Origin of the sequence: Protaetiibacter larvae (assembly GCF_008365275.1) — a bacterium.
Classification (GTDB): Bacteria; Actinomycetota; Actinomycetes; order Actinomycetales; family Microbacteriaceae; genus Homoserinibacter; species Homoserinibacter larvae.
The window spans coordinates 1,702,542-1,729,403 of the sequence record NZ_CP043504.1; the positions used below are offsets into that span (position 1 = coordinate 1,702,542).

At 71.7% G+C, this 26,862-nt stretch carries 24 protein-coding genes; 21 read left to right on the plus strand and 3 right to left on the minus strand.

The genetic code is table 11. The features are described from left to right. Positions 1-5 precede the first annotated feature (5 nt). Positions 6-1,382: a class II 3-deoxy-7-phosphoheptulonate synthase gene (locus tag FLP23_RS08060; protein WP_149325379.1), complete on the plus strand. Its 1,377-nt coding sequence runs from the start codon at positions 6-8 to the stop codon at positions 1,380-1,382. Between the two features lie 240 nt (positions 1,383-1,622). Here FLP23_RS08060 and pknB read toward each other — a convergent pair whose 3' ends face one another. After that, the gene (gene pknB, locus FLP23_RS08065) at positions 1,623-3,566 is read right to left on the minus strand and encodes a Stk1 family PASTA domain-containing Ser/Thr kinase (protein WP_246139936.1); all 1,944 of its coding nucleotides are present in this window, start codon (positions 3,564-3,566) and stop codon (positions 1,623-1,625) included. Positions 3,567-3,664: 98 nt separating this feature from the next. Beyond that, positions 3,665-4,867 (minus strand): muramidase family protein, encoded by a 1,203-nt coding sequence (locus FLP23_RS08070; RefSeq protein ID WP_149326250.1) that lies wholly within the window; start codon positions 4,865-4,867, stop codon positions 3,665-3,667. Between the two features lie 325 nt (positions 4,868-5,192). Here FLP23_RS08070 and FLP23_RS08075 point away from each other — a divergent pair, with 325 nt between their 5' ends. Beyond that, positions 5,193-5,531 carry an Rv2175c family DNA-binding protein gene (locus tag FLP23_RS08075; RefSeq protein WP_149325380.1) on the plus strand — a complete coding sequence of 113 codons (339 nt, stop codon included), beginning with the start codon at positions 5,193-5,195 and terminating at the stop codon, positions 5,529-5,531. On the opposite strand, the gene FLP23_RS08080 is transcribed toward FLP23_RS08075, so the two are convergent. Then, a complete protein-coding gene (locus FLP23_RS08080) occupies positions 5,528-6,658 on the minus strand; it encodes a polyprenyl synthetase family protein (protein ID WP_149325381.1) in 1,131 nt (376 codons plus the stop codon). The two genes, FLP23_RS08075 and FLP23_RS08080, sit on opposite strands and share 4 nt — an antisense overlap. A gap of 82 nt (positions 6,659-6,740) precedes the next feature. Here FLP23_RS08080 and FLP23_RS08085 point away from each other — a divergent pair, with 82 nt between their 5' ends. The 19 genes from FLP23_RS08085 to FLP23_RS08170 all read left to right on the plus strand — a co-directional run bounded on the left by FLP23_RS08085 (position 6,741) and on the right by FLP23_RS08170 (position 26,820). Further along, on the plus strand, positions 6,741-7,037 hold the full coding sequence (locus FLP23_RS08085; RefSeq protein WP_149325382.1) for a DUF3040 domain-containing protein: 297 nt from the start codon (positions 6,741-6,743) through the stop codon (positions 7,035-7,037). A gap of 249 nt (positions 7,038-7,286) precedes the next feature. Next, positions 7,287-7,718 (plus strand): division/cell wall cluster transcriptional repressor MraZ, encoded by a 432-nt coding sequence (gene mraZ, locus FLP23_RS08090; protein WP_149325383.1) that lies wholly within the window; start codon positions 7,287-7,289, stop codon positions 7,716-7,718. A 98-nt stretch (positions 7,719-7,816) separates the two neighbouring features. Continuing rightward, the gene (rsmH, locus tag FLP23_RS08095; protein WP_149325384.1) at positions 7,817-8,770 is read left to right on the plus strand and encodes a 16S rRNA (cytosine(1402)-N(4))-methyltransferase RsmH; all 954 of its coding nucleotides are present in this window, start codon (positions 7,817-7,819) and stop codon (positions 8,768-8,770) included. After that, positions 8,767-9,420: a cell division protein FtsL gene (ftsL, locus tag FLP23_RS12255; protein WP_168200408.1), complete on the plus strand. Its 654-nt coding sequence runs from the start codon at positions 8,767-8,769 to the stop codon at positions 9,418-9,420. The genes rsmH and ftsL overlap by 4 nt, the downstream gene beginning before the upstream one ends. Positions 9,421-9,437: 17 nt before the next feature. Then, positions 9,438-11,216, plus strand: a complete 1,779-nt coding sequence (locus FLP23_RS08100) for a peptidoglycan D,D-transpeptidase FtsI family protein (protein WP_168200409.1) — start codon at positions 9,438-9,440, stop codon at positions 11,214-11,216. Between the two features lie 40 nt (positions 11,217-11,256). Beyond that, positions 11,257-12,819 carry a Mur ligase family protein gene (locus FLP23_RS08105; protein WP_149325386.1) on the plus strand — a complete coding sequence of 521 codons (1,563 nt, stop codon included), beginning with the start codon at positions 11,257-11,259 and terminating at the stop codon, positions 12,817-12,819. Next, positions 12,816-14,231 (plus strand): UDP-N-acetylmuramoyl-tripeptide--D-alanyl-D-alanine ligase, encoded by a 1,416-nt coding sequence (locus FLP23_RS08110; RefSeq protein WP_149325387.1) that lies wholly within the window; start codon positions 12,816-12,818, stop codon positions 14,229-14,231. The genes FLP23_RS08105 and FLP23_RS08110 overlap by 4 nt, the downstream gene beginning before the upstream one ends. Continuing rightward, entirely contained in the window at positions 14,228-15,340 is a 1,113-nt protein-coding gene (gene mraY / locus FLP23_RS08115; protein ID WP_149325388.1) for a phospho-N-acetylmuramoyl-pentapeptide-transferase, read from the plus strand. Before FLP23_RS08110 ends, mraY begins: the two co-directional genes overlap by 4 nt. After that, positions 15,325-16,899 (plus strand): UDP-N-acetylmuramoyl-L-alanine--D-glutamate ligase, encoded by a 1,575-nt coding sequence (murD, locus tag FLP23_RS08120; RefSeq protein WP_149325389.1) that lies wholly within the window; start codon positions 15,325-15,327, stop codon positions 16,897-16,899. The genes mraY and murD overlap by 16 nt, the downstream gene beginning before the upstream one ends. Beyond that, a complete protein-coding gene (gene ftsW / locus FLP23_RS08125) occupies positions 16,835-18,097 on the plus strand; it encodes a putative lipid II flippase FtsW (protein WP_149325390.1) in 1,263 nt (420 codons plus the stop codon). The genes murD and ftsW overlap by 65 nt, the downstream gene beginning before the upstream one ends. Continuing rightward, positions 18,094-19,194 carry a UDP-N-acetylglucosamine--N-acetylmuramyl-(pentapeptide) pyrophosphoryl-undecaprenol N-acetylglucosamine transferase gene (locus tag FLP23_RS08130; protein WP_149325391.1) on the plus strand — a complete coding sequence of 367 codons (1,101 nt, stop codon included), beginning with the start codon at positions 18,094-18,096 and terminating at the stop codon, positions 19,192-19,194. Before ftsW ends, FLP23_RS08130 begins: the two co-directional genes overlap by 4 nt. 10 nt (positions 19,195-19,204) lie before the next feature. Beyond that, positions 19,205-20,602 (plus strand): UDP-N-acetylmuramate--L-alanine ligase, encoded by a 1,398-nt coding sequence (murC, locus tag FLP23_RS08135; protein ID WP_149325392.1) that lies wholly within the window; start codon positions 19,205-19,207, stop codon positions 20,600-20,602. 13 nt (positions 20,603-20,615) lie between these two features. Next, entirely contained in the window at positions 20,616-21,578 is a 963-nt protein-coding gene (locus tag FLP23_RS08140; protein WP_149325393.1) for a cell division protein FtsQ/DivIB, read from the plus strand. Between the two features lie 133 nt (positions 21,579-21,711). Further along, positions 21,712-22,860 carry a cell division protein FtsZ gene (gene ftsZ / locus FLP23_RS08145; RefSeq protein WP_149325394.1) on the plus strand — a complete coding sequence of 383 codons (1,149 nt, stop codon included), beginning with the start codon at positions 21,712-21,714 and terminating at the stop codon, positions 22,858-22,860. Positions 22,861-22,864: 4 nt separating this feature from the next. Then, a complete protein-coding gene (locus tag FLP23_RS08150; protein ID WP_149325395.1) occupies positions 22,865-23,554 on the plus strand; it encodes a YggS family pyridoxal phosphate-dependent enzyme in 690 nt (229 codons plus the stop codon). 35 nt (positions 23,555-23,589) lie between these two features. Next, complete coding sequence (locus FLP23_RS08155; protein WP_149325396.1) at positions 23,590-24,042, plus strand: cell division protein SepF; 453 nt, start codon at positions 23,590-23,592, stop codon at positions 24,040-24,042. 199 nt (positions 24,043-24,241) lie between these two features. Next, the gene (locus tag FLP23_RS12635; protein WP_484297940.1) at positions 24,242-25,297 is read left to right on the plus strand and encodes a DivIVA domain-containing protein; all 1,056 of its coding nucleotides are present in this window, start codon (positions 24,242-24,244) and stop codon (positions 25,295-25,297) included. A 37-nt stretch (positions 25,298-25,334) separates the two neighbouring features. Further along, positions 25,335-25,901: a signal peptidase II gene (gene lspA, locus FLP23_RS08165; protein WP_246139938.1), complete on the plus strand. Its 567-nt coding sequence runs from the start codon at positions 25,335-25,337 to the stop codon at positions 25,899-25,901. A 1-nt stretch (position 25,902) separates the two neighbouring features. Then, on the plus strand, positions 25,903-26,820 hold the full coding sequence (locus FLP23_RS08170) for an RluA family pseudouridine synthase (protein ID WP_149325397.1): 918 nt from the start codon (positions 25,903-25,905) through the stop codon (positions 26,818-26,820). The last annotated feature ends 42 nt before the right edge of the window (positions 26,821-26,862 follow it).

Here is a 26,862-nt window from a genome sequence, read left to right on the forward strand (position 1 = left end):
CACCCGTGGTAGACCCCACCGAGACCGTCGTGCAGGCAGATCCCGCAGTGATCGCCGGTCTCGACTATTGGCGGAGTCTGCCCATCAAGCAGCAGCCGGAGTGGTCCGACCCGGAGGCGGTGCGCGCCGCATCCGCCGAGATCGCCACCCTGCCGCCGCTCGTCTTCGCCGGTGAGGTCGACATCCTGCGCGACCGTCTCGCACGCGCCGCACGCGGCGAATCCTTCCTGCTGCAGGGCGGCGACTGCGCCGAGACCTTCGCGGGGGCCACGGCCGAGCAGATCCGCAACCGCGTGAAGACGCTCCTGCAGATGGCCGTCGTGCTCACCTACGGCGCCTCCATGCCGATCGTCAAGATGGGCCGCATGGCGGGCCAGTTCGCGAAGCCGCGTTCGAGCGACTTCGAGACCCGCGGGGATGTCACCCTGCCCGCCTACCGCGGGGACATCGTCAACGGGTACGACTTCACCCCCTCCTCGCGGCAGGCCGACCCGCGCCGCCTCGTGCAGGGCTACCACACGGCCGCCTCGACGCTGAACCTCATCCGTGCCTTCACACAGGGCGGTTTCGCGGACCTGCGCCAGGTGCACTCCTGGAACAAGGGCTTCGCCGCGAATCCCGCCAACCAGCGCTACGAGGGGCTCGCGAAGGAGATCGATCGCGCCATCCGCTTCATGGAGGCCGCGGGCGCCGACTTCGACGAGCTCAAGCGCGTCGAGTTCTACACCTCGCACGAGGGTCTGCTCATGGACTACGAGCGCCCCATGACGCGCATCGACTCCCGCAACGGCACGCCCGTCAACACCTCCGCCCACTTCCTGTGGGTGGGGGAGCGCACGCGCGAGCTCGACGGGGCGCACATCGACTACTTCTCGCGCATCCGCAACCCCATCGGGGTGAAGCTCGGGCCGTCGACGACGCCCGAGGTGATGGAGAGGCTCATCGACAAGCTCGACCCGAACCGCGAGCCGGGCCGCCTCACCTTCATCACGCGGATGGGGGCGGGCAAGATCCGCGACGCGCTGCCGCCGCTGCTGGAGGCCATCAAGGGTTTCGACGCGACGCCGCTGTGGGTGACCGATCCCATGCACGGCAACGGCATGACGACCGCGACCGGCTACAAGACCCGCCGCTTCGACGACGTGGTGGACGAGGTGCGCGGCTTCTTCGAGGCGCACCGCGACGCGGGGACGCATCCGGGCGGCATCCACGTGGAGCTCACCGGCGACGACGTGACCGAGTGCCTGGGCGGCTCGGAGCAGATCGACGAGGCGACCCTGGCCACGAAGTACGAGTCGCTGTGCGACCCGCGCCTCAACCACATGCAGTCGCTCGAGCTCGCCTTCCTGGTGGCCGAGGAGCTCGCCGCCACGACCCGCTAGTCGGCCGCGCCGCGGGATGCCCGGATCGCCAGCGAGGCGCATGCCCCCGCGGGCCTGAACGGCCCGCTCCCGCCCGGCCCGATGCCAACGCCTCGCTGGCGATCCGGGCACCCCGCTGCGCTCACGTGTGCGGTGCGCACCACCCCGCTGATCGAGTGCCGCGCCGAGCGCACCACCCGCTGATCGAGTGCCGCGCGGAGCGCGGTGTATCGAGATCCGCGGACCCCGCTCTGCGCTCGCTCAGCCGGCGGAGAGCCGTACGCGGATGGTGGAGCCCTTCGGGACCGCCCCCGACGGCGGATCGATCTCCTGGACGACGGCGATCCCGGGGACGTTCTTGCCGAGGAGCTCGCTGTTGTTGTTCCAGTACTGGAACACGAGTCCGGCGTCGGCGAGCTGCTTCTGGGCGGCGATCCAGCCCAGGCCCACGATCTCGGGGATCGTCACCGGCTCGGGGCCGTCGGAGATCAGCAGCAGCACCTCGTCGTCGGGGTGGAGCGGCCCGCCCGGGTCGACGAGCGAGATGACGGTGTCCTTGGTAACGGTGTCGCTGTAGCTGCGCTGCTGGTCGGCGGAGACGCGGAGTCCGGCCTTCTCGAGCGCTTCGGTGGCCTCCTCGGGTGTGAGCCCGGCGATCGTCGGCAGAATCCCCGCCGACACGACGAGCGAGACCGTGTCGCCCTCGAAGAGCGCCGTGCTGCCCGCCGAGACGTCGGCATCGCGCGCCGTCGCGGAGAGCACGATGCCCTTCTCCTGGTCGGAGAACTGCTCGACGACCTTCTCGTCCAGGACGAGTTTCGCGTCGTCGATGGCCTGGACGGCCGCGGCCCGGGTGAGACCGGCGAGGGCGCCGATCGTGGTCGGTGCCGGACCGAGCGAGACCTGCAGCGTCACGACGGTGCCGCGCCGGATGCTCGTGCCGGCCTTCGGGTCGGTGCCGGCGACGAGATCCTTGGGGACGTCGATGCTGTTGACCTGCGCGACCTCGTCCGCCACCTCGATGCCGAGCGCTTCGAGCTCGGCGCGCGCGGCGTCGGGGGTCATGTTGACGACGCTCGTCGGGATCGTGATGTGGGCGCCGGGGCCCGCGCCGAACCACCAGCCGGCTCCGCCTGCGGCGATCGCGAGCACGACGACGAGCACGACGGCGATCCAGCCGCGGCGGCGACGCCCGGCGGCCTTCGCGCTCAGCTTGGCCGCGTTCGGGCTCACCGGCCCGGTCTCCTGCGCGGACAGGGGGGCGCGCCCGCCGAGCACCTGCGTCTCGGCGGTCGACTGGCGCGCGGCCGGCATCACGATCGTCTTCTGGATGGCGGTCGCGGCGGTCGGCAGCGCCGTGTGCAGCAGGGCCTCGGTGTCGCGCAGCTGCTCGAGCATCATGCGGGCGTCGCGGGGGCGCTCCTCGGGGTCGCGCGCCGTCGCCCACAGCACGAGCTCGTCGAGTTCGGCGGGGACGTTCGGGTTGACGTTCGAGGGCGGCGGCACGGAGTCGTTCGCGTGCTGGTAGGCGATCTGCATGGGCTGCTCGCCCTTGTACGGCTGCTCGCCGGCGAGCATCTCGTACATCATGATGCCGACCGCATAGATGTCGCTGCGGGTGTCGGCGACGCCGCGCGTGACGAGCTCGGGGGAGAGGTAGGCGATCGTGCCGAGCAGGGCGGCGCCCGTCGCGGTGTTGGCGGTTGCGGCGCGCGCGAGTCCGAAGTCGCCGATCTTGATGCGGCCGTCGTCGGCGAGCAGCACGTTCTCGGGTTTGAGGTCGCGGTGCACGATGCCGGCCTTGTGCGCGGCGGCGAGCCCGGCGAGCACGGCCTCGGCGATGTCGATGGTCTGCTCGGGGGTGAGCGCGCCGTGCTCCTGAAGCAGCTCGCGGAGCGTGATCCCCGGCAGGTACTCCATCACGAGGTACGCGGAGTCCTCGTCCTGCCCCTGGTCGAAGACGTTGACGACGTTGGGGTGCGCGAGGCGTGCCGCGGAGCGGGCCTCCTGGATGAACCGCTGCTTGAACTGGCTGTCGTCGGCCAGATGCCCGTGCATGACCTTCACGGCGACGCGTCGCTCGAGGCGCAGATCCGTCGCGAGGTAGACGGTCGCCATGCCGCCCCGGGCGATCCGCGAGCGCACCTGGTACCGTCCGTCGATCAGACGGCCGATCAGCGGATCGGTGGTGCTGCTCGTGGTCACCATCCGAGTGTACGAGGGCGCGTCTTCGCGCTCCGGGCGCCACACGGGGCTCCGGGGGGTCGGCCCTGCCTCGAACGCGACGGTCGAGAGCGGCTCGGTCAGCTCAGCTGGGCCAGCCATGCGGTCGCGCTCGTCTCCCACTTGGCGTAGGCGTTGGGGTACGCCGAGATCTGTACGGCCTGGGCCGCCTGCGTGAGGGTGAGGCTCTGCCAGTTCGCGATGTCGAGGAGCCCGCGGGTCACGCCCTTGTTCGGGTTGCTCGGGCCGCCGTAGAACAGGCGGGCGGCGTGCGGGGCGTTGAGGATCTGCTCCGGGGTGCCCCAGCCCGTGCTGGGCCGCTGCTGGAACAGCCCGAGCGAGTCCCGGTCGCCGTAGTCGATGTTGCGGAGGCTGGACTCCTGCATCGCCGCGGCGAGCGCGATGACGATGCCGCGGTCCGGCACGCCGAGTTCGCGGCCGACCTGGATGATGATGCGGGCATTGGCGGCCATCTCGGCCGTGAGGGGGGTCACGGTCGTGCCGTCCTGCACGACGTTGACGCCGGGGATCGTGAGCGTCCGGCCCGCGTAGATGATGCTCGACCAGCTGAGCCCGTTGGCGTCGAGCACCGCCTGGATGGTCACGCCGAACTTCGTGGCGATCGAGGAGACGGTGTCGCCGGTCTTGATGAGGTAGCTCGAGCTGATGACGGGTGCGGGCGTCGAGACGACGGGGGTGGAGACGGGGTCGCGCGTTTCGTCGACGACGGGTGCCGGCGCCGGCGCGGGTGTCACCGACGACACCTTCTCGGCGGCGATCGTCGAGCCGGGGATCGCGATCGTCTGCCCGGGGTAGATGATGCTCGACCAGCCGAGTCCGTTCGCGGTGAGCACCGACTGGGTCGAGACGCCGAAGCGCGCCGCGATCCTGCTGATCGTGTCGCCCTTCTGGATCGTGTAGCGCCCGCCGGTGCTGGCCACCGGGGTCGCGGGGACGGGGGCTGCCGCGCCGCCCGTGAGCTTGAGCACCTGGCCGGGGAAGATGAGCGACTTCCAGCCGAGTCCGTTCAGGGCGAGCACGCTCGCGGTCGCGAGGCCGTAGCGACCGGCGATGCCGGAGATCGTGTCGCCCGCCTTCACGGTGTAGCTCGCCGGTACGGCCGTCTGCGCCTTGGCGGGCGCGGTGGCCGCGGCGACCGCTGCGCGCACCGTGCTGCCGAGCGTGGTCTTGGGCTTCGCGGCCTTGCGGTCGACGGATGGCGAGGCGTTCGCGGGGGCGACGACGCCCGTCACGGCGAGGGTGCCGGCGAGGACGATGGGCATCGTCACGAGCATCCCCTTGGCGACGGCGCTGTGGCCGCCGGTCTCGCGCACCGGCTTGCTCGGGGTGAATGCGGCGGAGGTCGTGGGGGTGAGTCCTGCGAACACCGCGCGGGCGCGGTCGCTTACCTCTTCCGTGTGCTGCGTCACTGTCCCGCCTTCCCCTCCGGCCTGGAGCGCACTCGGATCGGAACGCGAGTGCAATCGGGAACAACGTGTCACAGATGATTAACAGTGTCAATTACCGTGGCTGATGTTATGGGAGTTTACATGTTCGTAACAATTGGCTTCCCGGACCAAGCCGCCCCGCGCATGGCACGCTAGGGGGGTGACCGAACCCGCCATCGAGTGGCTCACCATCCCCGATCTCGTCGTCGCCCTCGGGCTGAACCAGAGCCGGGTGCGCCGCCTCATCGAGGACCGCCACCTGCTCGCGGTGCGCGTGGACGGTGTGCTCAAGGTGCCCGCGAGCTTCCTCGTGGACGGCGAACCGCTCCCGGAGCTGCGCGGCACGCTCGTGCTGCTGGCCGACAGCGGCTACCGGGACGACGAGGCGATGCGATGGCTGCTGGGCGTCGACGACAGCCTCGGCGTGCCCCCCATCGAGGCGCTGCGCGCGGGTCGCAAGACCGAGGTGCGCCGCGTCGCGCAGGCGCTCGCCTTCTAGGACTCCCGGCGGGTGACCCGCTCGGCGAGTGCGGCGAGCTCCTCCCGGGCGGAACCGCCCAGGGGTGCGTCGGCGAGGGCCTCGCGGGCGACGCGCACGTTGTGCGCGATGATGCGCTCCACTTGATCCGCGGCGCCGCTGTCGCGCACGGTGTTCTGCAGCATCTGCACCTGACGCTCGTCGAGGCTCGGATCGCCGAGCAGCTCGTCGAGCACGCGCACCGCGGTGGGGGGCATCTTCTGGCGGGCGAGGCCGATGAGCACCGTGCGCTTGCCCTCCCGGAGGTCGTCGCCGGACGGCTTGCCGGTGACGGCGGGGTCGCCGAACACGCCGAGCATGTCGTCGCGCAGCTGGAAGGCGACGCCGAGGGGCAGCCCGAAGGCGCGCAGCGCGGCGAGCTGGGCGAGCGAACCGCCCGCGAGCGCCCCGCCGATCGCGAGGGGCGCCTCGACGCTGTACTTGGCCGACTTGTAGACGATCACGCGGTGCGCGCGCGGCAGCGCCTCCGTCTCGGGGCGGGAGCGCCAGGAGTGCTCCTCGAGCATGTCGAGGTACTGCCCGGCGGTCACCTCGGTGCGCATCCGGGCGAACTCGGCGCGCGCGGCGCCCGCACCCGCGCGATCGGGCGCGTCGGCGAGCCCCGTGTCGAAGAGCTCGTCGCTCCAGGCGAGCAGGAGGTCGCCGAGCAGCAGGGCGGCGGAGGTGCCGAAGTCGTCGGCGGGGCCGGTCCAGCCTTCGCTGCGGTGGAGCGCCTCGAAGGCACGGTGCGCAGCGGGGCGGCCCCGGCGCAGGTCGGAGCGATCCATGATGTCGTCGTGCACGAGGGCCGCGGCGTGGAACACCTCGAGCGCCGCGGCGACCGAGACCACCGAGTCGAGCGCGGCGTCGAGGGAGTCGGCCTCGAGGGCCGGCATCGGGTCGTGCGCCTCGGGAATCCCGGCGACCGAGCGCCAGCCCCAGTAGGCGAACAGGGCACGGAAGCGCTTCCCACCGGCGAGGAGCTCGCGAGCCTGCGCCACGAGCGGGTCGAGATCGGGGGAGACCTGGGCGAGCTCGGCCTGATGGGCCTGGAGTGCGTCGTCGATGCGGGCGGCCACTCGGTCGACTAACCGCGTACTCCCAGCCACACTCCTAGCCTAGCCAGGCTCGCGCGCCTACAATCATCTCACCGGCGACCGCCCGCGCGTCGGAGGCTTGAAGGAGCTCGACATGCCGCTTTCGGAACAGGAGCAGCGACTCCTCGACGAGATGGAGCGCAACCTCTATCACAACGAGGCAGACGACGTCACGACCGTCGGCGTGCGCCGAGGTCGCGCCAACGCGACGGCCATCGTGCTCTCCGCCCTCGCGCTCCTGGTGGGTCTCGTGCTGCTCGTGGTGGGCGTCATCGTCCGTCAGCCGCTCGTGGGTATCGCCGGGTTCATCGCCATGTTCCTGGGGGTCGTGCTCGTCGTCGCACCGCCGCTGCGCTTCACCGTTCCCTCGCATCCGCGTTCGCGGCGCTGACGCGCGAGCGCTCGAGGTGAGCGGCCGCTGATCCGCCGCTGACCTCGCTTCGGCCGGCCTTCGGGCCGGCCTTTTTCATGCCCGGTTTCGGGTCGGATCCCTCCACCTCCCTCCACCCCGGTCTGCCCTTTTATTTATTGGGATCATTCGATGCCGATCGCGGGTTTATCCCTCGATTTGCTTGTTTGGTGGTGGACTGTGGAGTAAAGTGGAGTCAACCTGGATCTGGCCGGAGGAAAGGGGGCGCCGATGCTGCTCGGCACGTTCGTCCCCAAGCTCGACGAGAAGGGGCGCATCATCCTTCCGGCGAAGTTCATGGACGACTTCGCGGGCGGTCTCGTGATGACCCGCGGCCAGGAGCGCTGCATCTACGTCTTCAGCCAGCGCGAGTTCGAGGAGCTCCACGAGCGCGCCCGGCAGGCGCCCGTGACGGGCCGCAAGGGCCGCGACTACCTGCGCCTGCTGCTGAGCGGCGCCTCGCAGGAGGTGCCCGACAAGCAGCACCGCGTGACGATCCCCGCGATGCTGCGCGAGTACGCGGGCCTCGACCGCGAGCTCACCGTGATCGGTGCCGGCAACCGCGCCGAGATCTGGGACACCGCCGCCTGGAACGCCTACTACGAGTCCACCGAAGCCGCCTTCGCCGACACCGACGAGGAGGTGATCGCGGGCCTGTTCTAGGCCCCCGGATGCGACCCCCAGCCGCGCTCCCTGGCGCACCTTCCCCGGTGCCAGGTCGCAGCGGATGGGGATCGGATCCGGGGGACGCGCCCCACCTCATGACCGCCGACTCCCTCCATATCCCGGTCCTGCTCGAACGCTGCATCGAGCTGCTCGCGCCCGCCCTCGCCGCGCCGGGCGCCGTCGTGGTCGACGCGACCCTCGGGCTCGGCGGGCACTCCGAGGCGCTGCTCGAGCGATTCCCGCACATCCAACTCGTCGGGCTGGACCGGGACCGTCACGCGCTCGCCCTCGCGGGGGAGCGGCTCGCGCGATTCGGCGACCGCGTGCACCTCGTGCACACCGTCTACGACGAGTTGCCGGCCGCCCTCGAGGGGCTCGGCATCCGGCAGGTCGCCGGCATCCTGTTCGACCTCGGCGTCTCGTCCATGCAGCTCGACCAGGCCGAGCGCGGCTTCTCCTACTCGCAGGACGCCCCGCTCGACATGCGCATGGACGACACCGCCCCGCTCACGGCCGCGCGCATCCTCGCCGAGTACGACGAGGCGGACCTCCGCCGGATCTTCTGGGAGTACGGAGACGAGAAGCTCGCGCCGCGCTACGCCCGCCGCATCGTGGAGGAGCGTCGAGTCGCGCCGATCGAGACTTCCGCGCGCCTCGTCGCGCTCATCGACGCCGCCACCCCGGCCGCCGCCCGCCGCGCGGGGCACCAGTCCAAGCGCGTGTTCCAGGCGCTGCGGATCGAGGTCAACCAGGAGCTCGCGGTGCTCGAGCGGGCCATCCCGGCCGCGATCGACGCGCTCGAGCTGGGCGGCCGCATCGTGGTGCTGTCGTACCAGTCGCTCGAGGACCGCATCGTGAAGCGCGAGCTGCAGACCCGCTCCACCTCGACCGCTCCGCGCGGGCTGCCCGTCGAGCTGCCCGAGCACCGCCCCGAGCTGCGCCTGCTCGTTCGCGGCGCGGAGCTCGCCGACGACGAGGAGCGCGCCCGCAACCCGCGCGCGACGCCCGTGCGGCTGCGTGCCGCCGAGAGGATCAAGGAGGCCGCATGAGCGCCACCCAGGCCGTCCTGCTGCCGACCGGCTCGCCGCGCGCAGACGAGCGCCGCCACCTCGAGATCGCCCCGTCGCGCGCGCAGCGTCGTGCGCGTCCGCGCATCTACGCCGCGCTCGTCGCGGTCGCCGGGATCGTGGCGATCCTGCTCGCGCAGCTGCTCATGAGCATCGTGCTCGCCGACGGCGCCTACCGGATCAGCAGCCTGCAGCGCGAGCAGCGCGACCTCGGCCGCGACCGCAACGCGGCCCTGGAGCGGCTCGAGGCGCTCAGCTCCACCCAGAGCCTCCTGCAGAACGCGACCGCCCTCGGCATGGTTCCGAGCGGCAACCCGGTGTTCCTCGACGTCTCCGCGGGGCAGCCGCTCGGCGTCTCCGCGCCGGCGAGCGGACAGCAGGTGGGCTCGGGCGGCAACCTCGTCGGCAACGCGATCCTCGCCGACGGCACGACGCAGCTGGATCCCGCCGTCATCGCGGCGGCACTCGCCGGCACCTCCGGAGTTCCCGCGGTGCTCGCCGCCGCCGACACCGCGACCTCCGGTCCGGTGCCGGGCGCCACCGTCGTCGCCGCGCCGGGTGCGGCCGCCGGACCGGGTGTCGCTGCACCGCCCGCGGCGCCCGCCACGATACCGTCGCCAACGACGCGCTGAGGGCGAGAGGTGGCACTGTGATCGACGCTCGGAGCACCCGTCGTCGGCTCGCCCTCGCGGTGATCGCCGTGTTCGCGATCGTCGTGGTGTTCTCGATCCGCCTGGTCGACATCCAGCTCGTCCGGGCCGACACCCTCAAGACGGTCGCCGGATCCAACTTCCGCACCGACACGGTGTGGGGAACGCGCGGCAGCATCGTCGATGCGAACGGCACCGTGCTCGCGTCGAGCGTCGACCGTTTCAACATCACCGCCGCACCCGACCTCGTGAAGCTCGAAGGCTTCGACCGCATCGAGGAGGTCGACGGCGAGGAGAAGCGCGTCAAGGTCGGCTTCATGGAGGCCGTCACCGAGATCGCCGAGCTCACGGGCGCCGACCCGCAGCAGCTCGCCAACACCCTCACCGCCGACCCCACCAAGAACTTCGTCTACCTCGTCAAGGAGGTCACCCTCGAGGTCTTCCGCAAGGTCGCGGCCCTGCACATCCCGTGGGTGTACATCGAGCCGCAGCCCGCGCGCAGCTACCCCAACGGGGCGATCGCCGGCAACCTGGTGGGGCTCATGGGCACCGACGGACCGCTCTCGGGCACCGAGCTCAAGTGGAACGACTGCCTCGCCGCGAGCCCCGGGACGGTCGGGTACGCGATCAGCCAGGACGGCGTGCGGATGCCCGGCTCCGAGATCGTCGAGACCCCCGCGAGCGACGGCGGCACCGTTCATCTGACGATCGACGCCGACCTGCAGTGGTTCGCGCAGCAGGCCCTCGCGGAGCAGGGCGCCGCCGTCGGAGCGCAGTGGGCGACCGCCCTCGTCGTCGAGGTGAAGACCGGCAAGATCATCGCCGATGCCGACTGGCCCTCGATCGACCCCAACGACCTGAACTCGGTGGCGGCGGCCGATTCGGGCGCGCGCAGCTTCACCGCACCCTACGAGCCCGGGTCGGTGATCAAGACCGCGACCGTCGCGGGTCTGCTCGACGCGGGCCTGCTCGACGCGGGCACGCGGTTCACGGTCGAGCCGGGGTACACCGTGCCGGGCACCCGCTACACGATCCGCGACTCCTGGGCGCACGGACAGATCCGCCTCACGACCGCGGGCATCCTGGTGAACTCCTCGAACATCGGGATCTCGCAGATGAGCGAGCTCCAGTCGCTCGACGCGCGCATCGCGAACCTCAAGAAGTTCGGCTTCGGGGAGCCGACGGGCGCGAACTTCCTCGGCGAGGCCGAGAACGCGGGCCTCGTGCGCTCGGCAGGCCAGACCGACACGGTGACCGCCATCACGCAGCAGTTCGGCCAGGGGATGACGGCCACGAGCGCCCAGGTCGCGAGCCTGTATCAGACCATCGGCAACGGCGGTGTGCGCATCCCGCTGACCCTCGTCGAGGGCTGCGAGCACGCCGATGGGAGCTACACCGACGTGCCCGACCCGCAGGGCACCCGCGTGGTGTCGCAGTACGCCGCCGACACCACCCTCAAGATGCTCGAGGGCGTCACGACGCAGTACGCGCTCGCCAAGACGCTCGCGGTGCCCGGCTACCGGATCGCCGCCAAGTCGGGCACCGCGGAGGTGGCCGACGCCGACGGCTACGGCAAGGATCGCATCGTCTCGGTGGCGGGTGTGTTCCCCATCGACGACCCCCAGTACGCGATTACGGTGACCTTCGCCAAGCCCGTTACCATGAAGACGTCCGCGGCCGCGGCGCCCACCTTCAACGCGATCGTGAAGCAGGTCATCAAGACCTTCCGCGTCACCCCGTCGACGGTGCCCGCACCCGACAACCCGCTCACCTGGTGACCGACCCGGCGGACGACGACAGACAAGGAGGCCACGCAGCGTGAGCTCACGGATCCCTCCGGTCCTCCGTCCCGAGCATCCGAGCCCGCGCCCGCTGGCACGTCTGGTCCAGGAGTTCTCCCTCGCGCACACCGGCGAGCTCGACGGGCTCGAGGTCACCGGGGTGACGCTCTCGACGCGCGACCTCCATCCGGGGGATCTCTACGTCGGCGTGCCGGGAGCGAAGGTGCACGGCGCCTCCTTCGCCGAGCAGGCGGCGGAGGCGGGCGCGGTGGCGATCGTCACCGACGATGCCGGCGCCGAGCTCGCCGCGGGCAGCGGTCTGCCGATCATCCTCGTGCCCTCGCCGCGGGAGGCGCTCGGCGGCATCGCCTCGTGGGTGTACCGCACCGACGACGACCCCCCGCTGCTGTTCGGCACCACGGGCACCAACGGCAAGACCTCCACGAGCTATCTGCTCGAGGCGGTGCTCAAGCAGCTGGGCCTCATCACGGGCCTCTCGACGACGGCCGAGCGGCACATCGGCGAGCTCTCAGTCGTGAGTCTGCTCACCACCCCCGAGGCGAGCGAGATGCACGCACTGCTCGCCCGGATGCGCGAGGCCGGGGTGCGCGCGGTCGCCGTCGAGGTGAGCGCGCAGGCGCTGTCCCGGCACCGGGTCGACGGGCTCGTCTTCGACGTCGCGGGCTTCACGAATCTCAGCCACGACCACCTCGACGACTACGCCGACATGGAGGCGTACTTCCAGGCGAAGCTCCCGCTGTTCGATCCCGACCATGCCCGCCGCGGCGTGGTCTGCCTCGACTCCCCGTACGGCCGTCGGATCGTGGCCGGGTCACGGATCCCGGTGACCACGATCGCGACGATCGGTCACGCCGACCCGGAGGACGTCGCCGTCGCCGAGTGGACGGTCGAGGTGCTCGACGAGACCGCCGCCTACACCGGGTTCCGGCTGACCGGCCCCGACGGGCGCGAACTCGTCACGCGCGAGCCCCTCATCGGCTGGCACATGGCCGCCAATGCGGGACTCGCGATCGTCATGCTCGTCGAGGCCGGGTTCCAGCTGGAGGCGATCGGGGCCGCCCTCGAGGCCGACGGCGGCATCCAGGCCTACCTGCCCGGTCGCACCGAGCGCGTCTCGGGGGAGCGCGGACCGAGCGTCTACGTGGACTTCGGGCACAGCCCGGATGCCTTCGAGAACACCCTCGCCGCCGTGCGCAAGTTCACCCCCGGCCGCACGATCATGGTGTTCGGCGCCGACGGCGACCGGGATGCGACCAAGCGCCACGAGATGGCGCGCGTGGCGGCCGAGGGCAGCGACATCCTCGTGATCACCGACCACCATCCGCGATTCGAGGACGCGGCGTCGATCCGCGCGACCCTGCTCGAGGGGGCTGCGCTCGCCGAGCACCAGCCCGAGATCCACGAGGTGAGCCCGCCGGAGCAGGCCATCCGGGTGGCCGTGTCGCTCGCGCGCGAGGGGGACTCGATCCTGTGGGCGGGGCCCGGGCACCAGGACTATCGCGACATCCGCGGCGTCCGCACGCCGTATTCGGCTCGCGACGAGGCCCGCGCGGCGCTGCGCGAGGCGGGCTGGGCATGATCCCGCTTCGGCTGGATGAGCTCGCGCGCGCCCTCGGCGGGCGCCTCGTGCTGCCCGCGGGTGTCGCGGCCGACACGATCGTGGACGGGAGCGTCGAGACGGATTCGCGCCTCGTGACGCCCGGTTCGATCTTCGTCGCACTGCCCGGCGAGGTCACCGACGGGCACCTCTTCGCCGCGGCCGCCGTCGAGGCCGGCGCCGCGCTCGTGATCGACCGCGAGGATCTGGGGCTCGAGGTCCCGCAGCTCGTGGTCGCCGACGGTCTCGACGCCCTCGCCGCGCTCGCGCGCGAGGTGGTGGCACGGGTGCGCGCCGGCGGGCGGCTGCGCGTGGTCGGGATCACCGGATCGAACGGCAAGACCACCACCAAGAACCTGCTTCGGGCGATCCTCGCGACCCAGGGCCCCACGGTCGCACCCGAGGGCTCGTTCAACAACCAGGTCGGGGCGCCCATCTCGATGCTGCGGATCGATCACGACACCCGCTCCCTCATCGTCGAGATGGGTGCGAGCGGCGCGGGCGAGATCGCCCGACTCGTCTCGATCGCGCGCCCCGACATCGGGGTCGTGCTGAAGGTCGGCCTTGCGCACGCCGGCGTCTTCGGCGGCATCGAGGCGACCGAGGCGGCGAAGGCCGAGATGGTGACCGAACTGCCCCCGTCGGCCGTCGCGGTCCTCAACGTCGACGACGAGCGCGTCGCGCGGATGGCGGAGCGCACCGCGGCGCGCGTCGTCGGCTTCGGTCTCTCCCGCGCTGCCGAGGTGCGCGCGGACGAGCTCGAGGCGACCGCGCAGGGCACGCGGTTCACGCTCGTCGTCGACGGGGTGCGGCGGCCGGTGCAGCTGCGGATCCTCGGCGAGCACCACGTCATGAATGCCCTCGCGGCGCTCACCGTGGCGCGTGAGCTCGGGGTGGACCTCGACACCGCGATCGCGGCGCTCGGCGCCGTGCCGCGTGCCGAGCGCTGGCGGATGGAGCTCTTCGAGCGTCCCGACGGGGTGACGGTCATCAACGACGCGTACAACGCGAGCCCCGACTCGGTGGCGGCCGCGCTCAAGACGCTCGCCCAGATCGCCCGGCCCGAGCAGCGCCGCACGGTCGCGGTCCTGGGGGAGATGGCCGAACTCGGCGAGTACGCCCGGGAGGAGCACGACCGCATCGGGCGGCTCGCCGTGCGGCTCGACATCCGACGGCTCGTCGTCGTCGGCGACGCGGCCCGGCACATCCATGCCGCCGCGGGACTCGAAGGCTCCTGGGACGGGGAGTCGATCCTCGTCGCCGACGTGGATGCCGCCTACGATGTGCTGCGTGACGAGCTGCGCACCGGGGATATCGTGCTCGTGAAGTCGTCGAAGTCGGCGGGACTGCGCTTCCTCGGCGACCGACTCGCCGGGATCGGGGGGAACTCGTGATCGCACTGCTGATCGCCGGCGCGGTGTCGCTCGTGTTCACCCTCGTGACCACCCCGCTCTGGATCCGGCTGTTCAAGAAGCTCGGCTGGGGGCAGTTCATCCGGGACGACGGCCCCCAGTCGCACCACGCGAAGCGCGGCACGCCCACGATGGGCGGCATCGTCTTCATCATCGGCACCGTGCTCGGCTACCTCGTCGGGCATCTGGTGAACGAGGTCCCGTGGACGGCCGTCGCGATGCTGACCCTCGGCATGATGGTGGGCCTCGGTCTGGTCGGCTTCCTCGACGACTTCCTCAAGACCCGCAATCAGCGCAGCCTCGGCCTCGGCGGATGGTCGAAGATCGCCGGTCAGGTGATCGTGGCGACCGTGTTCGGCGTGATCGCTCTCAACTTCCCCGACGAGAACGGGCTCACCCCGGCATCCACCTCCATCTCGGGCGTGCGCGACATCCCCTGGCTCAACCTCTTCGCCTTCGGCCCCGTGATCGGGGTGATCGTGTTCCTCGTCTGGGTCAACGTCATCACGGTCTCGGCCTCGAACGGCGTCAACGTCGCCGACGGCCTCGACGGGCTCGCGAGCGGCGCCGCGGTCTTCGCGGTGTCGGCGTACATCTTCATCGGCTTCTGGCAGTCGAACCAGTCGTGCTTCAACGGCAGCCTCGACACCGAGGTGGCGTACAAGTGCTACGAGGTGCGGGATCCGCTCGACCTCGCGGTCGTCGCGGCCGCGATCTGCGGCAGCCTCGTCGGGTTCCTGTGGTGGAACACCTCGCCCGCGCAGCTGTTCATGGGCGACACGGGATCGCTCGCGCTCGGCGGTGCGCTCGCCGCGCTCGCGATCCTCAGCCGCACGCAGCTGCTGCTCGTGCTCATCGGGGGGCTGTTCCTCGTGACCACGGGCTCGGTCATCCTGCAGCGGGCCTTCTTCAAGGTCACCAAGTGGCGCACGGGCACCGGCAAGCGCATCTTCCTCATGAGCCCCTTGCACCATCACTTCGAGCTCAAGGGCTGGGCCGAGATCACCGTCGTCGTGCGGTTCTGGCTCATCGAGGCGCTCTTCGTGGCGGCGGGCGTCGGCATCTTCTATCTGGAATGGGCAGTTCGCTGAACGCACGACTCGAGCAGCTCACGAGCTGGCACGCCGACTGGTCGGGGCTGCGGGTCGCCGTCCTGGGTCTCGGGGTGACAGGTTTCGCGGTGGCCGACACGCTCGTCGAGCTGGGCTCCTCGGTGCTCGTGGTGGCGGCGCGCGGCAGCGACGACCACCGCGGCCTGCTCGAGGTCATCGGGGCGGGATTCCTGCAGCATCCCGACGATGCGGGCGTCCCGGACGCCCTGCGCGACTTCGCCCCCGAGCTTCTCGTGGTGTCGCCCGGCTACCACCCCGACCACCCGCTGCTGCTGTGGGCCGAGGAGGCCGGGGTGCCGGTGTGGGGCGACATCGAGCTCGCCTGGCGGCTGCGCGACAAGGTCGTGCGCGCGGACGGCACCCCCGCGGAGTGGATCCTCGTCACGGGCACCAACGGCAAGACGACGACGACGCAGCTGACCGCGCACATGCTCGTCGCGGGCGGGCTCCGCGCGGCACCCGCGGGCAACATCGGCATCCCGGTGCTCGACGCGATCCGCGACCCCGCCGGGTTCGACGTGCTCGTCGTCGAGTTGTCGAGCTACCAGCTGCACTGGAGCCATCGGAACGCCGCCGGCGCGCTCGCGCCGCTCGCGAGCGTGTGCCTCAACATCGCCGACGACCACCTCGACTGGCACGGCTCGCTCGAGGCCTACACGGCCGCGAAGGGCCGCGTGTACGAGAACACCCGGGTGGCGTGCGTGTACAACCTCGCCGACGCGGCGACGCGCGAGCTCGTCGAGGAGGCCGAGGTGCAGGAGGGCTGCCGGGCGATCGGCTTCGGCCTCGGCATCCCGGGGCGCAGCGAGCTCGGGGTGGTGGAGGGGATCCTCGTCGACCGGGCGTTCCTCGAGGAGCGCCACAGCCATGCCCTCGAGCTGACCACGCTCGAGGAACTGCGCGAGGCGGGACTCGACGCGCCGCATTCGGTCGCCAACGTGCTCGCCGCGGCGGCGCTCGCCCGGGCTGCGGGGGTCGAGCCGCGTCCGATCCGCGAGGCGATCCGCAGCTTCCGGATGGATGCCCACCGCACCGAGGTGGTCGCCTCGGCGGGCGGTGTCGTCTGGATCGACGACTCGAAGGCCACCAACGCCCACGCGGCGAACGCCTCGCTCCAGGCCTCCGCGAGCGTCGTCTGGATCGCCGGCGGGCTGCTCAAGGGGGTCGACCCCGCGCCGCTCGTCGAGCGTCACGCGCTGCGCCTGCGCGCGGCGGTGCTCATCGGCGTGGACCGCGACGAGCTGCGCGCCGCGTTCGCACGACACGCGCCCGGCGTCCCGGTGCTCGAGGTCGACGGATCGGAGACTGTGGACGTGATGGCCGCGGCGGTGCGCGCCGCCGCATCCGTGGCCCGCGAGGGCGACGTGGTGCTGCTCGCGCCGGCGGCGGCCTCCATGGATCAGTTCACGGACTACGCGGATCGCGGCCGTCGTTTCGCGGAGGCCGTCCGCAGGCACCTGGGAGGGGAAGCGGATGACCACGACGAGACCCCCGGCTCGTCCGCGCCGGACGCCCCCACCGCAGGCTCCGGTCGCTGAGCCCCACCCGCGCGACGCCGCCGCGGCGCCCCGCGGCTCGGCCGCCGTCGTCGCGGTGCGCCGCATCTTCGCGGCCGAGACGCCCGAGTACTTCGTGCTCCTCGGCACGACGCTGTTCCTCGTGGTGTTCGGGCTCGTCATGGTGCTCTCCTCCTCGTCGATCGAGTCGCGCGTCGAGGATGGCGACTTCTTCGCGCAGGCGAGCCGACAGGGCCTGTTCGCGTTGTTCGGCATCCCGCTCATGCTCATCGCGGCACGCGCTCCGGTGATCTTCTGGAAGCGCTGGGCGTGGCACGCGATCATCGCGGCGATCGTCCTGCAGTTCCTCGTGGTCGCGACCGGCCTCGGCGTCGGCAACGGCTACAACACGAACTGGCTGAGGCTGGGGTCCTTCACCTTCCAGCCCTCCGAGACCGTCAAGCTCGCCCTCATCGTCTGGCTCGCGTTCATCATCTCCTCGAAGGCCGCGCTCATGCACGAGTGGAAGCATGTGGCGCTTCCGATCGGCCCGATCGCGGGCGGCGCCATCTTCTTCGTGCTGCTCGGCAACGACCTCGGGACGGCCGTCATCCTGCTCGCGATGGTGCTCGGCGCACTCTTCTTCGGCGGCATCCGGCTGCGGATCATCGCCGCATCCATCGCCGTGGTCGGCGTGCTCGGCCTCATCGCCGTGCAGCTGAGTTCGTCGCGCAGCGATCGCATCTCGGCCTGGCTCGGCGGCTGCATGGATCCCGCCCTCGCCGAGAAGGACTGCTACCAGACCCTGCACGGCTGGCAGGCGCTCGCCAACGGCGGGCTGTTCGGCGTGGGCCTCGGGAACTCCTCCTCGAAGTGGAACTGGCTCCCGGAGGCCGACAACGACTTCATCTTCGCGATCATCGGCGAGGAGCTCGGGCTCATCGGCGCGGTGCTCGTGCTCGTGCTGTTCGCGATCCTCGCGGTGTGCTTCGTGCGCATCATCCGCCGGCAGAACGAGCTGTTCGCGAAGGTCGCCACGAGCGTCGCGATGGTGTGGATCATCGGCCAGGCCTTCGTGAACATCGCGGTCGTGCTGGGCCTGCTGCCGGTGCTGGGCGTTCCGCTGCCGCTCGTCTCGGCGGGCGGCTCCTCGCTCGTGACGACGCTCGCGGCGATCGGCATCGTGCTGTCCTTCGCCCGCGCGCGCCCGGAGACGCGCTCGGGGGAGCTCGCCCGGTGACCGTCTACCTGATGGCCGGCGGGGGGACCGCGGGCCACGTGAATCCGCTGCTCGCGACGGCCGATCGGCTGCGCGAGCGGGAGCCGGACGCCGAGGTTCTCGTGCTCGGCACGGCGGAGGGACTCGAGGCGCGCCTCGTCCCGCAGCGCGGCTACGAGCTCGTCACCGTGCCGCGGCTGCCGTTCCCCCGCCGACCGAACCGTGACGCCCTCGCCTTTCCGGCGCGCTGGCGGCGCAGTGTGACCCTCACGCGCGAGATCCTGCGCGCGCGGGGGGTCGAGGTGGTGGTCGGATTCGGCGGCTACGCCTCGGCGCCGGCCTATGCGGCCGCGCATCGCGAGCGACTGCCGCTCGTCATCCACGAGGCGAACGCGCGTGCCGGCATCGCCAATCGCTACGGGGCGCGCTTCACGCCCTTCGTGGGCACCGTGTTCCGGGCGACGCGCATCCGCCACGGACGCGTGGTGGGCCTGCCGCTGCGCCGGGAGATCGAACAACTCGACCGCTTCGCACGGCGCCCGGAGGCGCTCGAGGCCTTCGGTCTCGCCGCGGGGCGTCCGACCCTTCTCGTGACGGGGGGATCGTTGGGCGCGAAGCGGCTCAACCAGGCCGTATCGGGTGCGATCGAGGCGATCCTCGCCACCGGCTGGCAGGTGCTGCACCTCACGGGGGATCGGGCGCCCGTCGCCGACCCGCATCTCACGGGCTACCGGCTGCTCCCGTACAGCGACCGCATGGACCTCGCGCTCGCGGTCGCCGATCTGGCGATCTCGCGCGCCGGTGCGGGCACCGTGAGCGAGCTCGCGGCGCTCGGGATCCCCGCCGTCTTCGTGCCCTATGCGGTCGGCAACGGCGAGCAGGCGCTCAACGCGCGCGACGCGGTCGAGGCGGGCGGCGCCCTCCTCGTGGCGGACGCCGAGTTCGACCCGGAGTGGGTGCGCGGCCGGCTTCCGCGTCTGCTCGAGGATCCCGCGCTGCTCGCCGACCTCGCCGCGCGGATGGCCGCGACGGGCCGCCGCGACGGCTCCGACCGTCTCGTCGACCTCGTGCTCGAGGCCGCGGCGCAGCGCCCGGCGACCCCGAGCGCAGGAAGGTAGCGTTGACGGGATGATCAAGCCCGAACTCGACCAGGAGCTGCCCGCCGAGCTCGGCTCCGTGCACTTCGTGGGCATCGGCGGCTCCGGGATGAGCGGCATCGCGCGGCTCCTGCTGGACGCCGGGCACCGGGTCACCGGTTCGGACCTGCGGGAGACCGACGCGGTCCGCGAGCTTCGTGCGGCGGGTGCCACGATCGCGATCGGGCACGACGCGGCGAACGTCGGCGATGCCGACACGGTCGTCGTGACGGGCGCGCTCTGGCAGGACAACCCCGAGTACCGGCGCGCCTTGGCGGAGGGCATCCCCGTGCTGCACCGCTCGCAGGCGCTGCGCTGGCTCATCGGCGGGCACCGGCTCATCTCGGTGGCGGGTGCCCACGGCAAGACCACCTCGACGGGGATGATCGTGACCGCCCTGCGCGAGCTGGGCGCAGATCCCGGGTTCGTCAACGGCGGCGTCATCGCGGGCTACGGCCGCAGCTCCGCCTCCGGCGCCGATGAGCTGTTCGTGGTGGAGGCGGACGAGTCCGACGGCTCGTTCCTGCTCTACGACACCGCGATCGCGCTCATCACCAACGTCGACGCCGACCACCTCGACCACTACGGCGACCAAGCCGCCTTCGAGGACGCCTTCGTGCGGTTCGCGCAGGGCGCGAGCGAGTTCGTGGTGGCCTCGAGCGACGACCCGGGGACCCGCGCGGTCACGGCGCGCCTCGAGGGAACGCGCCTGGTCACCTTCGGCTTCGCGGAGGACGCCGAGGTGCGGCTCGTCGAGGTCGTCGCGGACGGTCCCGTCGCCTTCACGCTGCGCTACCGCGGCCGCGAACACCGCGCACGGCTCGCGATCCCCGGTGCGCACAACGCGATCAACGCGGCAGGCGCCTTCGCGGTGCTCGCGACCCTCGGCCACGACCCGGAGGCGATCCTCCGCGGGCTCGAGACCTTCGCGGGGACGGGGCGGCGGTTCGAGCTGCACGGCGAGGTGCGCGGCGTGCGCGTGTTCGACGACTACGCCCACCACCCGACGGAGGTGGAGGCCGCGCTCGCGACGGCGCGGTCGGTCGTCGGCGCGGGCCGGGTGATCGCGATCCACCAGCCGCACCTCTACAGCCGGACCCGGCTCATGGCGGGCGAGTTCGCCGAGGTCTACGAGCGGCTCGCCGACCACACGGTCGTGCTCGACGTGTTCGGCGCCCGCGAGGACCCCGAGCCCGGCGTCACGGGCGCTCTCGTGTCGCAGCGTTTCGCCGACCCGAGTCGCGTCGACTACCTGCCCGACTGGCAGCAGGCGGCGGAGCGGGTGGCCGAGCTCGCCCGCCCGGGCGATCTGGTGATGACCCTCAGCTGCGGCGACGTGTACCGCATCATCCCGCAGCTGCTCGGGGCGCTCGACGCGGGCCCGGCATGACGCGAGGGCTCTCGTGAAGCGGCCGGCCGGGTTCGATGCGCCGGCGGAGGCGCCTGCGGAACGTGCGCCGCGCGGGAAGACGCCCGCGCCGGAACGTCCGACGCCGGTCCGTGAGAAGCCCGCTCGCGAGACGCCCGCTCGCGCGACGTCCGTTCGGGAGAAGCCCGTCCGAGAGAAGCGCCCGCCCCGTTCCTCGGCCGCCCGCCTCGCGACGGCGGAACTCCGCGCCGCGGAGCGCGCGCGACGCCGCCAGGAACGGCTCGAGCTGCGCCGCTTCACCCGCCGCACCCGTCGCCGACGGATCGCCTGGCTGATCGGGGTGGGTCTCGTCGTCACGCTCGTCGGCATCAGCCTCGGGGCCGTCTACTCGCCGCTGCTGGCCCTGCGCGAGATCCGGGTCGACGGCACCGTGCGCCTCGACCCCGCGCAGATCGTCGACGCGATCGACGGGCAGGAGGGCGTGCCGCTCGCGCTCCTCGACGAGTCGCGCTTGCGCGAGGAGCTCGGCGGGTTCCGGCTCATCCGCAGCTACACGACCGAGATCCTGCCGCCGGGAACGCTCATCGTGCACGTCTCCGAGCGCACGCCGATCGGTTCGATCCTGCGCGGGGGATCCTTCGAGCTCGTCGATGCGGCCGGGGTCATGATCGACTCCACGCCCGAGCGCACTCCGGGGGTTCCGCTCATCCAGGTCGCCGACGACGATGTCGAGTCGGCCGCCTATCGTTCGGTGGCCGAGGTGCTGCTGGCGCTTCCCCCCGAGCTGCTCGCCCAGGTCGACACCGTGGTCGCCTCGACGCGCGACGACGTGACGCTCGGGATGGTCGGGTCGAGCCAGCGGGTCGAGTGGGGCGGTGCGGAGAACTCGGCGCACAAGGCGCGAGTGCTCGCGGCGCTGCTCGCGATCCACGCCGGGAGCGGGCCGGGCAGCTACGACGTGTCGGCTCCGGGCAGCGCGGTCTTCCGGAAGGGCTAGGCGTGTTTCGCGACACGCGGAGCGGCATGGCTGCGGCGTGAGGCGTCGCACGTACCGTGAAGGCACAACAGACTAGTGAGAAAGACTCTAAACCTCAAGTAGAGGTTGAAGGTTCTTCTCCAGGAGGCCGGACGTGACATCGAACCAGAACTACCTCGCCGTCATCAAGGTCGTCGGAATCGGCGGCGGTGGCGTGAACGCGGTGAACCGGATGATCGAGCTCGGCCTGCGCGGCGTCGAGTTCATCGCCATCAACACCGACGCCCAGGCGCTGCTCATGAGCGACGCCGACGTCAAGCTCGACGTGGGGCGTGAGCTCACCCGCGGGCTCGGCGCGGGTGCCGACCCCGAGGTCGGCCGACGCGCCGCCGAGGACCACGCGGAGGAGATCGAGGAGGCGCTCACCGGCGCCGACATGGTCTTCGTGACCGCGGGCGAGGGCGGCGGCACCGGCACGGGCGGCGCGCCCGTGGTGGCGCGCATCGCCAAGTCGATCGGCGCCCTCACCATCGGCGTCGTCACGAAGCCCTTCGGCTTCGAGGGCAAGCGTCGTCAGGCCCAGGCCGAGATCGGCGTCGCGGCGCTCAAGAACGAGGTCGACACCCTCATCGTCGTCCCCAACGACCGCCTGCTCGAGATCAGCGACCGCGGCATCAGCATGCTCGAGGCCTTCTCGACCGCCGACCAGGTGCTGCTCGCGGGCGTTCAGGGCATCACCGACCTCATCACGACACCCGGACTCATCAACCTCGACTTCGCCGACGTCAAGTCGGTCATGCAGGGCGCGGGCTCGGCGCTCATGGGCATCGGCGCAAGCCGCGGGGCCGACCGGGCCATCAAGGCCGCGGAGCTCGCGGTCGCCTCGCCGCTGCTCGAGGCCTCGATCGACGGTGCGCACGGCGTGCTGCTGTCGATCCAGGGCGGATCGAACCTCGGCATCTTCGAGATCAACGACGCCGCCCGCCTCGTGCAGGAGGCCGTGCACCCCGAGGCGAACATCATCTTCGGCGCCGTCATCGACGACACCCTCGGCGACGAGGTGCGCGTCACGGTCATCGCGGCGGGCTTCGACGGCGGCGAACCGAGTGTGCGCCCCGCGGTCGCCGATCGCCGCAGCAGCTACGCGGAGGTCCCCGTGCCGGTGGCCGTCGGAGCGACCGGCTCGCTCGCCGAGGCCCCCGCGCCCGAGAGCTGGACGCGCGAGCCCGAGGTGCCCGTGGTGGCCTCGCTCGACGACTTCGAGGACGACGCGGACCTGGACATCCCCGACTTCCTGAAGTGACGAGATGAGCGCCCCGGACGGCGGGCCGCTCGCGGAGCGGCTCGCCGCCGTGGATTCCGGCATCGCCGACGCCGCGCGCGCGGCGGGCCGGGATCCCGCCGAGCTCACCCGGATCGTCGTCACCAAGTTCCACCCGGCCGCGCTCGTGCGCGAACTCGCCGCGCTCGGCGTGCACGAGCTGGGGGAGAACCGCCACCAGGAGGCGCAGGCGAAAGCGGCGGAGACCGCCGACCTCGACATCCGCTGGCATTTCGTCGGGCAGCTGCAGAGCAACAAGGCCCGCGCCGTGCGGCGCTACGCGCACGCCATCCACTCCCTCGATCGCACCTCGCTCGTGGACGCGCTCCGCGACGCGGAGGCTCCCGCCATCGAGGGCTTCCTCGAGATCGACCTCTCCGGCGAACCCGGCAGAGGGGGCGTCGCCCCGGATGCCGCGCCCGCCCTCGCCGAACGCGTGCTCGCGACCGAGGGGCTGCGGCTCGTGGGCGTCATGGGGGTCGCCCCGCTCGGCGCCGAGCCGCGCCCCGCCTTCGCGCGGCTGCGCGCGGTCTCGGAGCGCATCCGCGAGCTGGCGCCCGACGCGGACCGCATCTCGGCGGGCATGTCGGGGGACTTCCGCGAGGCGATCCTGGAAGGCGCGACACACCTGCGCATCGGCACGGCAATCACGGGAAAGCGGCCCGACCGCGGTTAATCTCGGGTCAGACCCTGAGAGTTCCGGAGGACGACATGGCGAACCCGCTGCGCAAGACGATGGTCTATCTCGGCCTGGCCGATGAGGACTACGACGACGCCGTCGAGCAGGCGCCCGTCGCCGCTCCGGCCCCGAGCGGATCGGCGCGCCCCGCGCCGGTGACCCCGCTGCGCCGCGCCGCGGCCCCCCGCACGGCGCCCGCCGGCATGAACGAGATCCTCACGGTCCACCCGCGCCACTACAAGGACGCCCAGACGATCGCCGAGAGCTTCCGCGAGGGCATCCCGGTCATCATCAACCTCACCCAGATGAGCGAGCCCGAGGCGCGTCGCCTCATCGACTTCGCGAGCGGCCTCTCGATGGGGCTCTACGGCAAGATCGAGCGCGTCACGAGCAAGGTGTTCCTGCTCTCGCCCGAGCACGTCGCGATCAGCGGCGATCAGGCGGAAGCCGAGTCCGAGGTCGACGCGAGCTTCTTCGACCGGTGAACCGGCGGTGATCGCGTAGCCCGCAGGCGCGTCGAGATCACACCAGCCCCACCACCCACACTGGCAACCGAACGGGGGGCAGCCCTCCGTCGCGTCGACGGCTGTACGCTGGATGTCGGCGCGGCCTCTGGCTGCGAGCGATCCTTGCTACGGTGAGGAGATTCGCGAACCGGATCAGGCAAGCAATGGAGGTGCGGTCATGGCTTTGACGCCGGAAGACGTCGTCAACAAGCGTTTCAACCCCACGAAGTTCCGTGAGGGCTACGACCAGGACGAGGTGGACGACTTCCTCGACGAGGTGGTCGTCGAACTGCGACGTCTCAACCAGGAGAACGAGGAGCTGCGCCAGCGTCTCGTCGCGGCGGACGCCCGGATCAGCGAGCTCCAGCGCTCGGCGAGCCAGGCGCCCGTGGTGGCGCCTGCCGCCGCACCCGTCGCGTCGGCCCCGCCCGTCGCCGCTCCGGCCCCCGCCCCCGTCCCGGTCGCCGCGCCGGCGCCCGCCGCACCCGACTTCGCCGCACAGGACTCGGGCTCGATGGACCAGGGCAACACCAACAACCTGCTCCAGCTCGCCCGTCGTCTCCACGAGGAGCACGTGCGCGAGGGCATGGAGAAGCGCGACCAGCTCATCGCCGAGGGTCATGCGACCGCCGCCCGCATCGTCTCCGAGGCGGAGACGCAGCAGCGCGTGCAGATCGACGCGCTCGAGCAGGAGCGCGCGGGTCTCGAGCGTCGCGTCGAGGAGCTGCGCATCTTCGAGTCCTCGTACCGGGAGCAGCTCAAGAGCTACATCGAGGGTCAGCTCGCGGAGCTCGAGTCGGCAGCCCCGCTCGCCGCCGCCGAGCAGCCCGCCCAGCCGGCGCTGAGCTCGGCCGCGCCCGCCTACGCGGAGCCGGCTGCGCCGGCGTTCGCCGAACCGGCCGCCCCGACGTTCGCCGAGCCCGCCCCGAGCTTCGAGGCGCCCGCGGTGGAATCCGCTCCGGCCGCCCCCGAGTACGCGCCCGCCGCGCCCGATTACCCGGCGTCGGTCGCGCCCGCGGCCCCCGAGTACCCGGCGCCGTCGTTCTCGGACTTCGGCGCCCCGGCCGCCCCGCAGCCGGCCGTGTCGTCCGCGCCGCCCGCCTACGCCGGTTTCCCGGCTCCGCAGGTGACCCCGGACTTCCCGGCCCCGCAGGAGCAGCCGCAGGCGCAGGAGCCCGACTACCCCGCCTACTCGCAGCGCCACAACGAGTACCCCGGCCTTGGCGGCAACTGAGCCCCAGGGCACGCCGGATCTCGCGGGGCGCGCACGCGTGAGCGTGCGCGCCCTCGTGCTGCTCGCCGCGGTCGCGGTCGGTGTGCTCGCCCTCGACCAGTTCGCCAAGTACCTCGTGGTCACCAACCTCGAGGTCGGCGAGATGGTCCCGGTGCTGGGTGAGTTCTTCCAGCTGCATTTCGTCAAGAACTCGGGGGCCGCGTTCTCGCTCGCGAGCGGCTTCACCTGGATCCTGTCGATCGTCGCCGTGGGCGTGATCGTGCTCATCATCGTCTTCGCGAAGCGCATCCGCTCGATCGCGTGGGCGTTCATGTTCGGGCTGCTGCTCGGCGGCGCACTCGGCAACGTCACCGATCGCCTGTTCCGCGAACCCGGATTCGGCACCGGGCACGTCATCGACTTCCTGCAGTTCTGGGGCTTCCCGGCCATCTTCAACCTCGCCGATGTGGCGATCGTCACGGGGATGGGTCTGTTCCTGCTGCTCGCCTTGCGGGGTGTGGGTCTCGACGGCGTCCGGGTGCCCTCGACGACGACGCCCGCCACGGAGCAGCTCTCGAACGAGGTCGACCCGGATGAGCCGGGGGACCGCCCGGCGGGAGCCTGAGGTGGAGCGACGCGGGATGCCGGTGCCCGACGGGCTGCTCGGCGACCGCGCCGACGCCGCCGTCGCCCGGCTCCTCGGATTCTCGCGCACCTTCGCGGCCGAGGTGCTCGAGGCGGGCGGGGTGAGCCTCGACGGAGTCGTGCTCGGCAAGTCCGATCGCGTGCGGGCCGGCTGGCTCGAGGTCGAGTGGGCGCCCAGGCTCGAGCCCGCGGTCGTGCCGCAGCTCGTGCCCGGGTTCACCGTCGTCCACGACGACGACGACATCATCGTCATCGACAAGCCGGTCGGGGTCGCGGCGCATCCCGCGAGCGGCTGGGACGGCCCGACGGTGCTGGGCGCCCTCGCGGGCGCCGGCTACCGGGTCGCGACCTCCGGGGCGGCCGAACGAGCCGGCATCGTCCACCGGCTGGATGTCGGCACGAGCGGCCTGATGGTCGTCGCGAAGAGCGAGCGCGCCTACAGCGAGCTCAAGCGCGCCTTCCACGACCGCGAGGTCGACAAGATCTACCACGCCCTCGTGCAGGGCCACCCGGACCCCTTCTCGGGCACGATCGACGCGCCCGTCGGGCGCCACCCCGGTTCGAGCTGGAAGTTCGCCGTCACCGCCGACGGCAAGCACGCCGTCACCCACTACGACACCCTCGAGGCGCTGCGCTCCGCGACCCTCCTCGAGATCCACCTCGAGACGGGGCGCACCCACCAGATCCGCGTGCACATGTCGGCGCAACGGCACCCCTGCGTGGGCGACATCCTCTACGGGGCGGATCCGACGGTCGCGGCCCGACTCGGCCTCACCCGGCAGTGGCTGCACGCCGTGAAGCTCGGATTCCGGCATCCCGCGACGGGGGAGTACGTGCAGTTCGAGACACGCTACCCCGACGACCTGCAGCACGCGCTCGAGGTCCTTCGCGCGGATTAGTCTGGAGGTCCAGACCCCGACCGGAGAGCGTGTGTCGAGCAG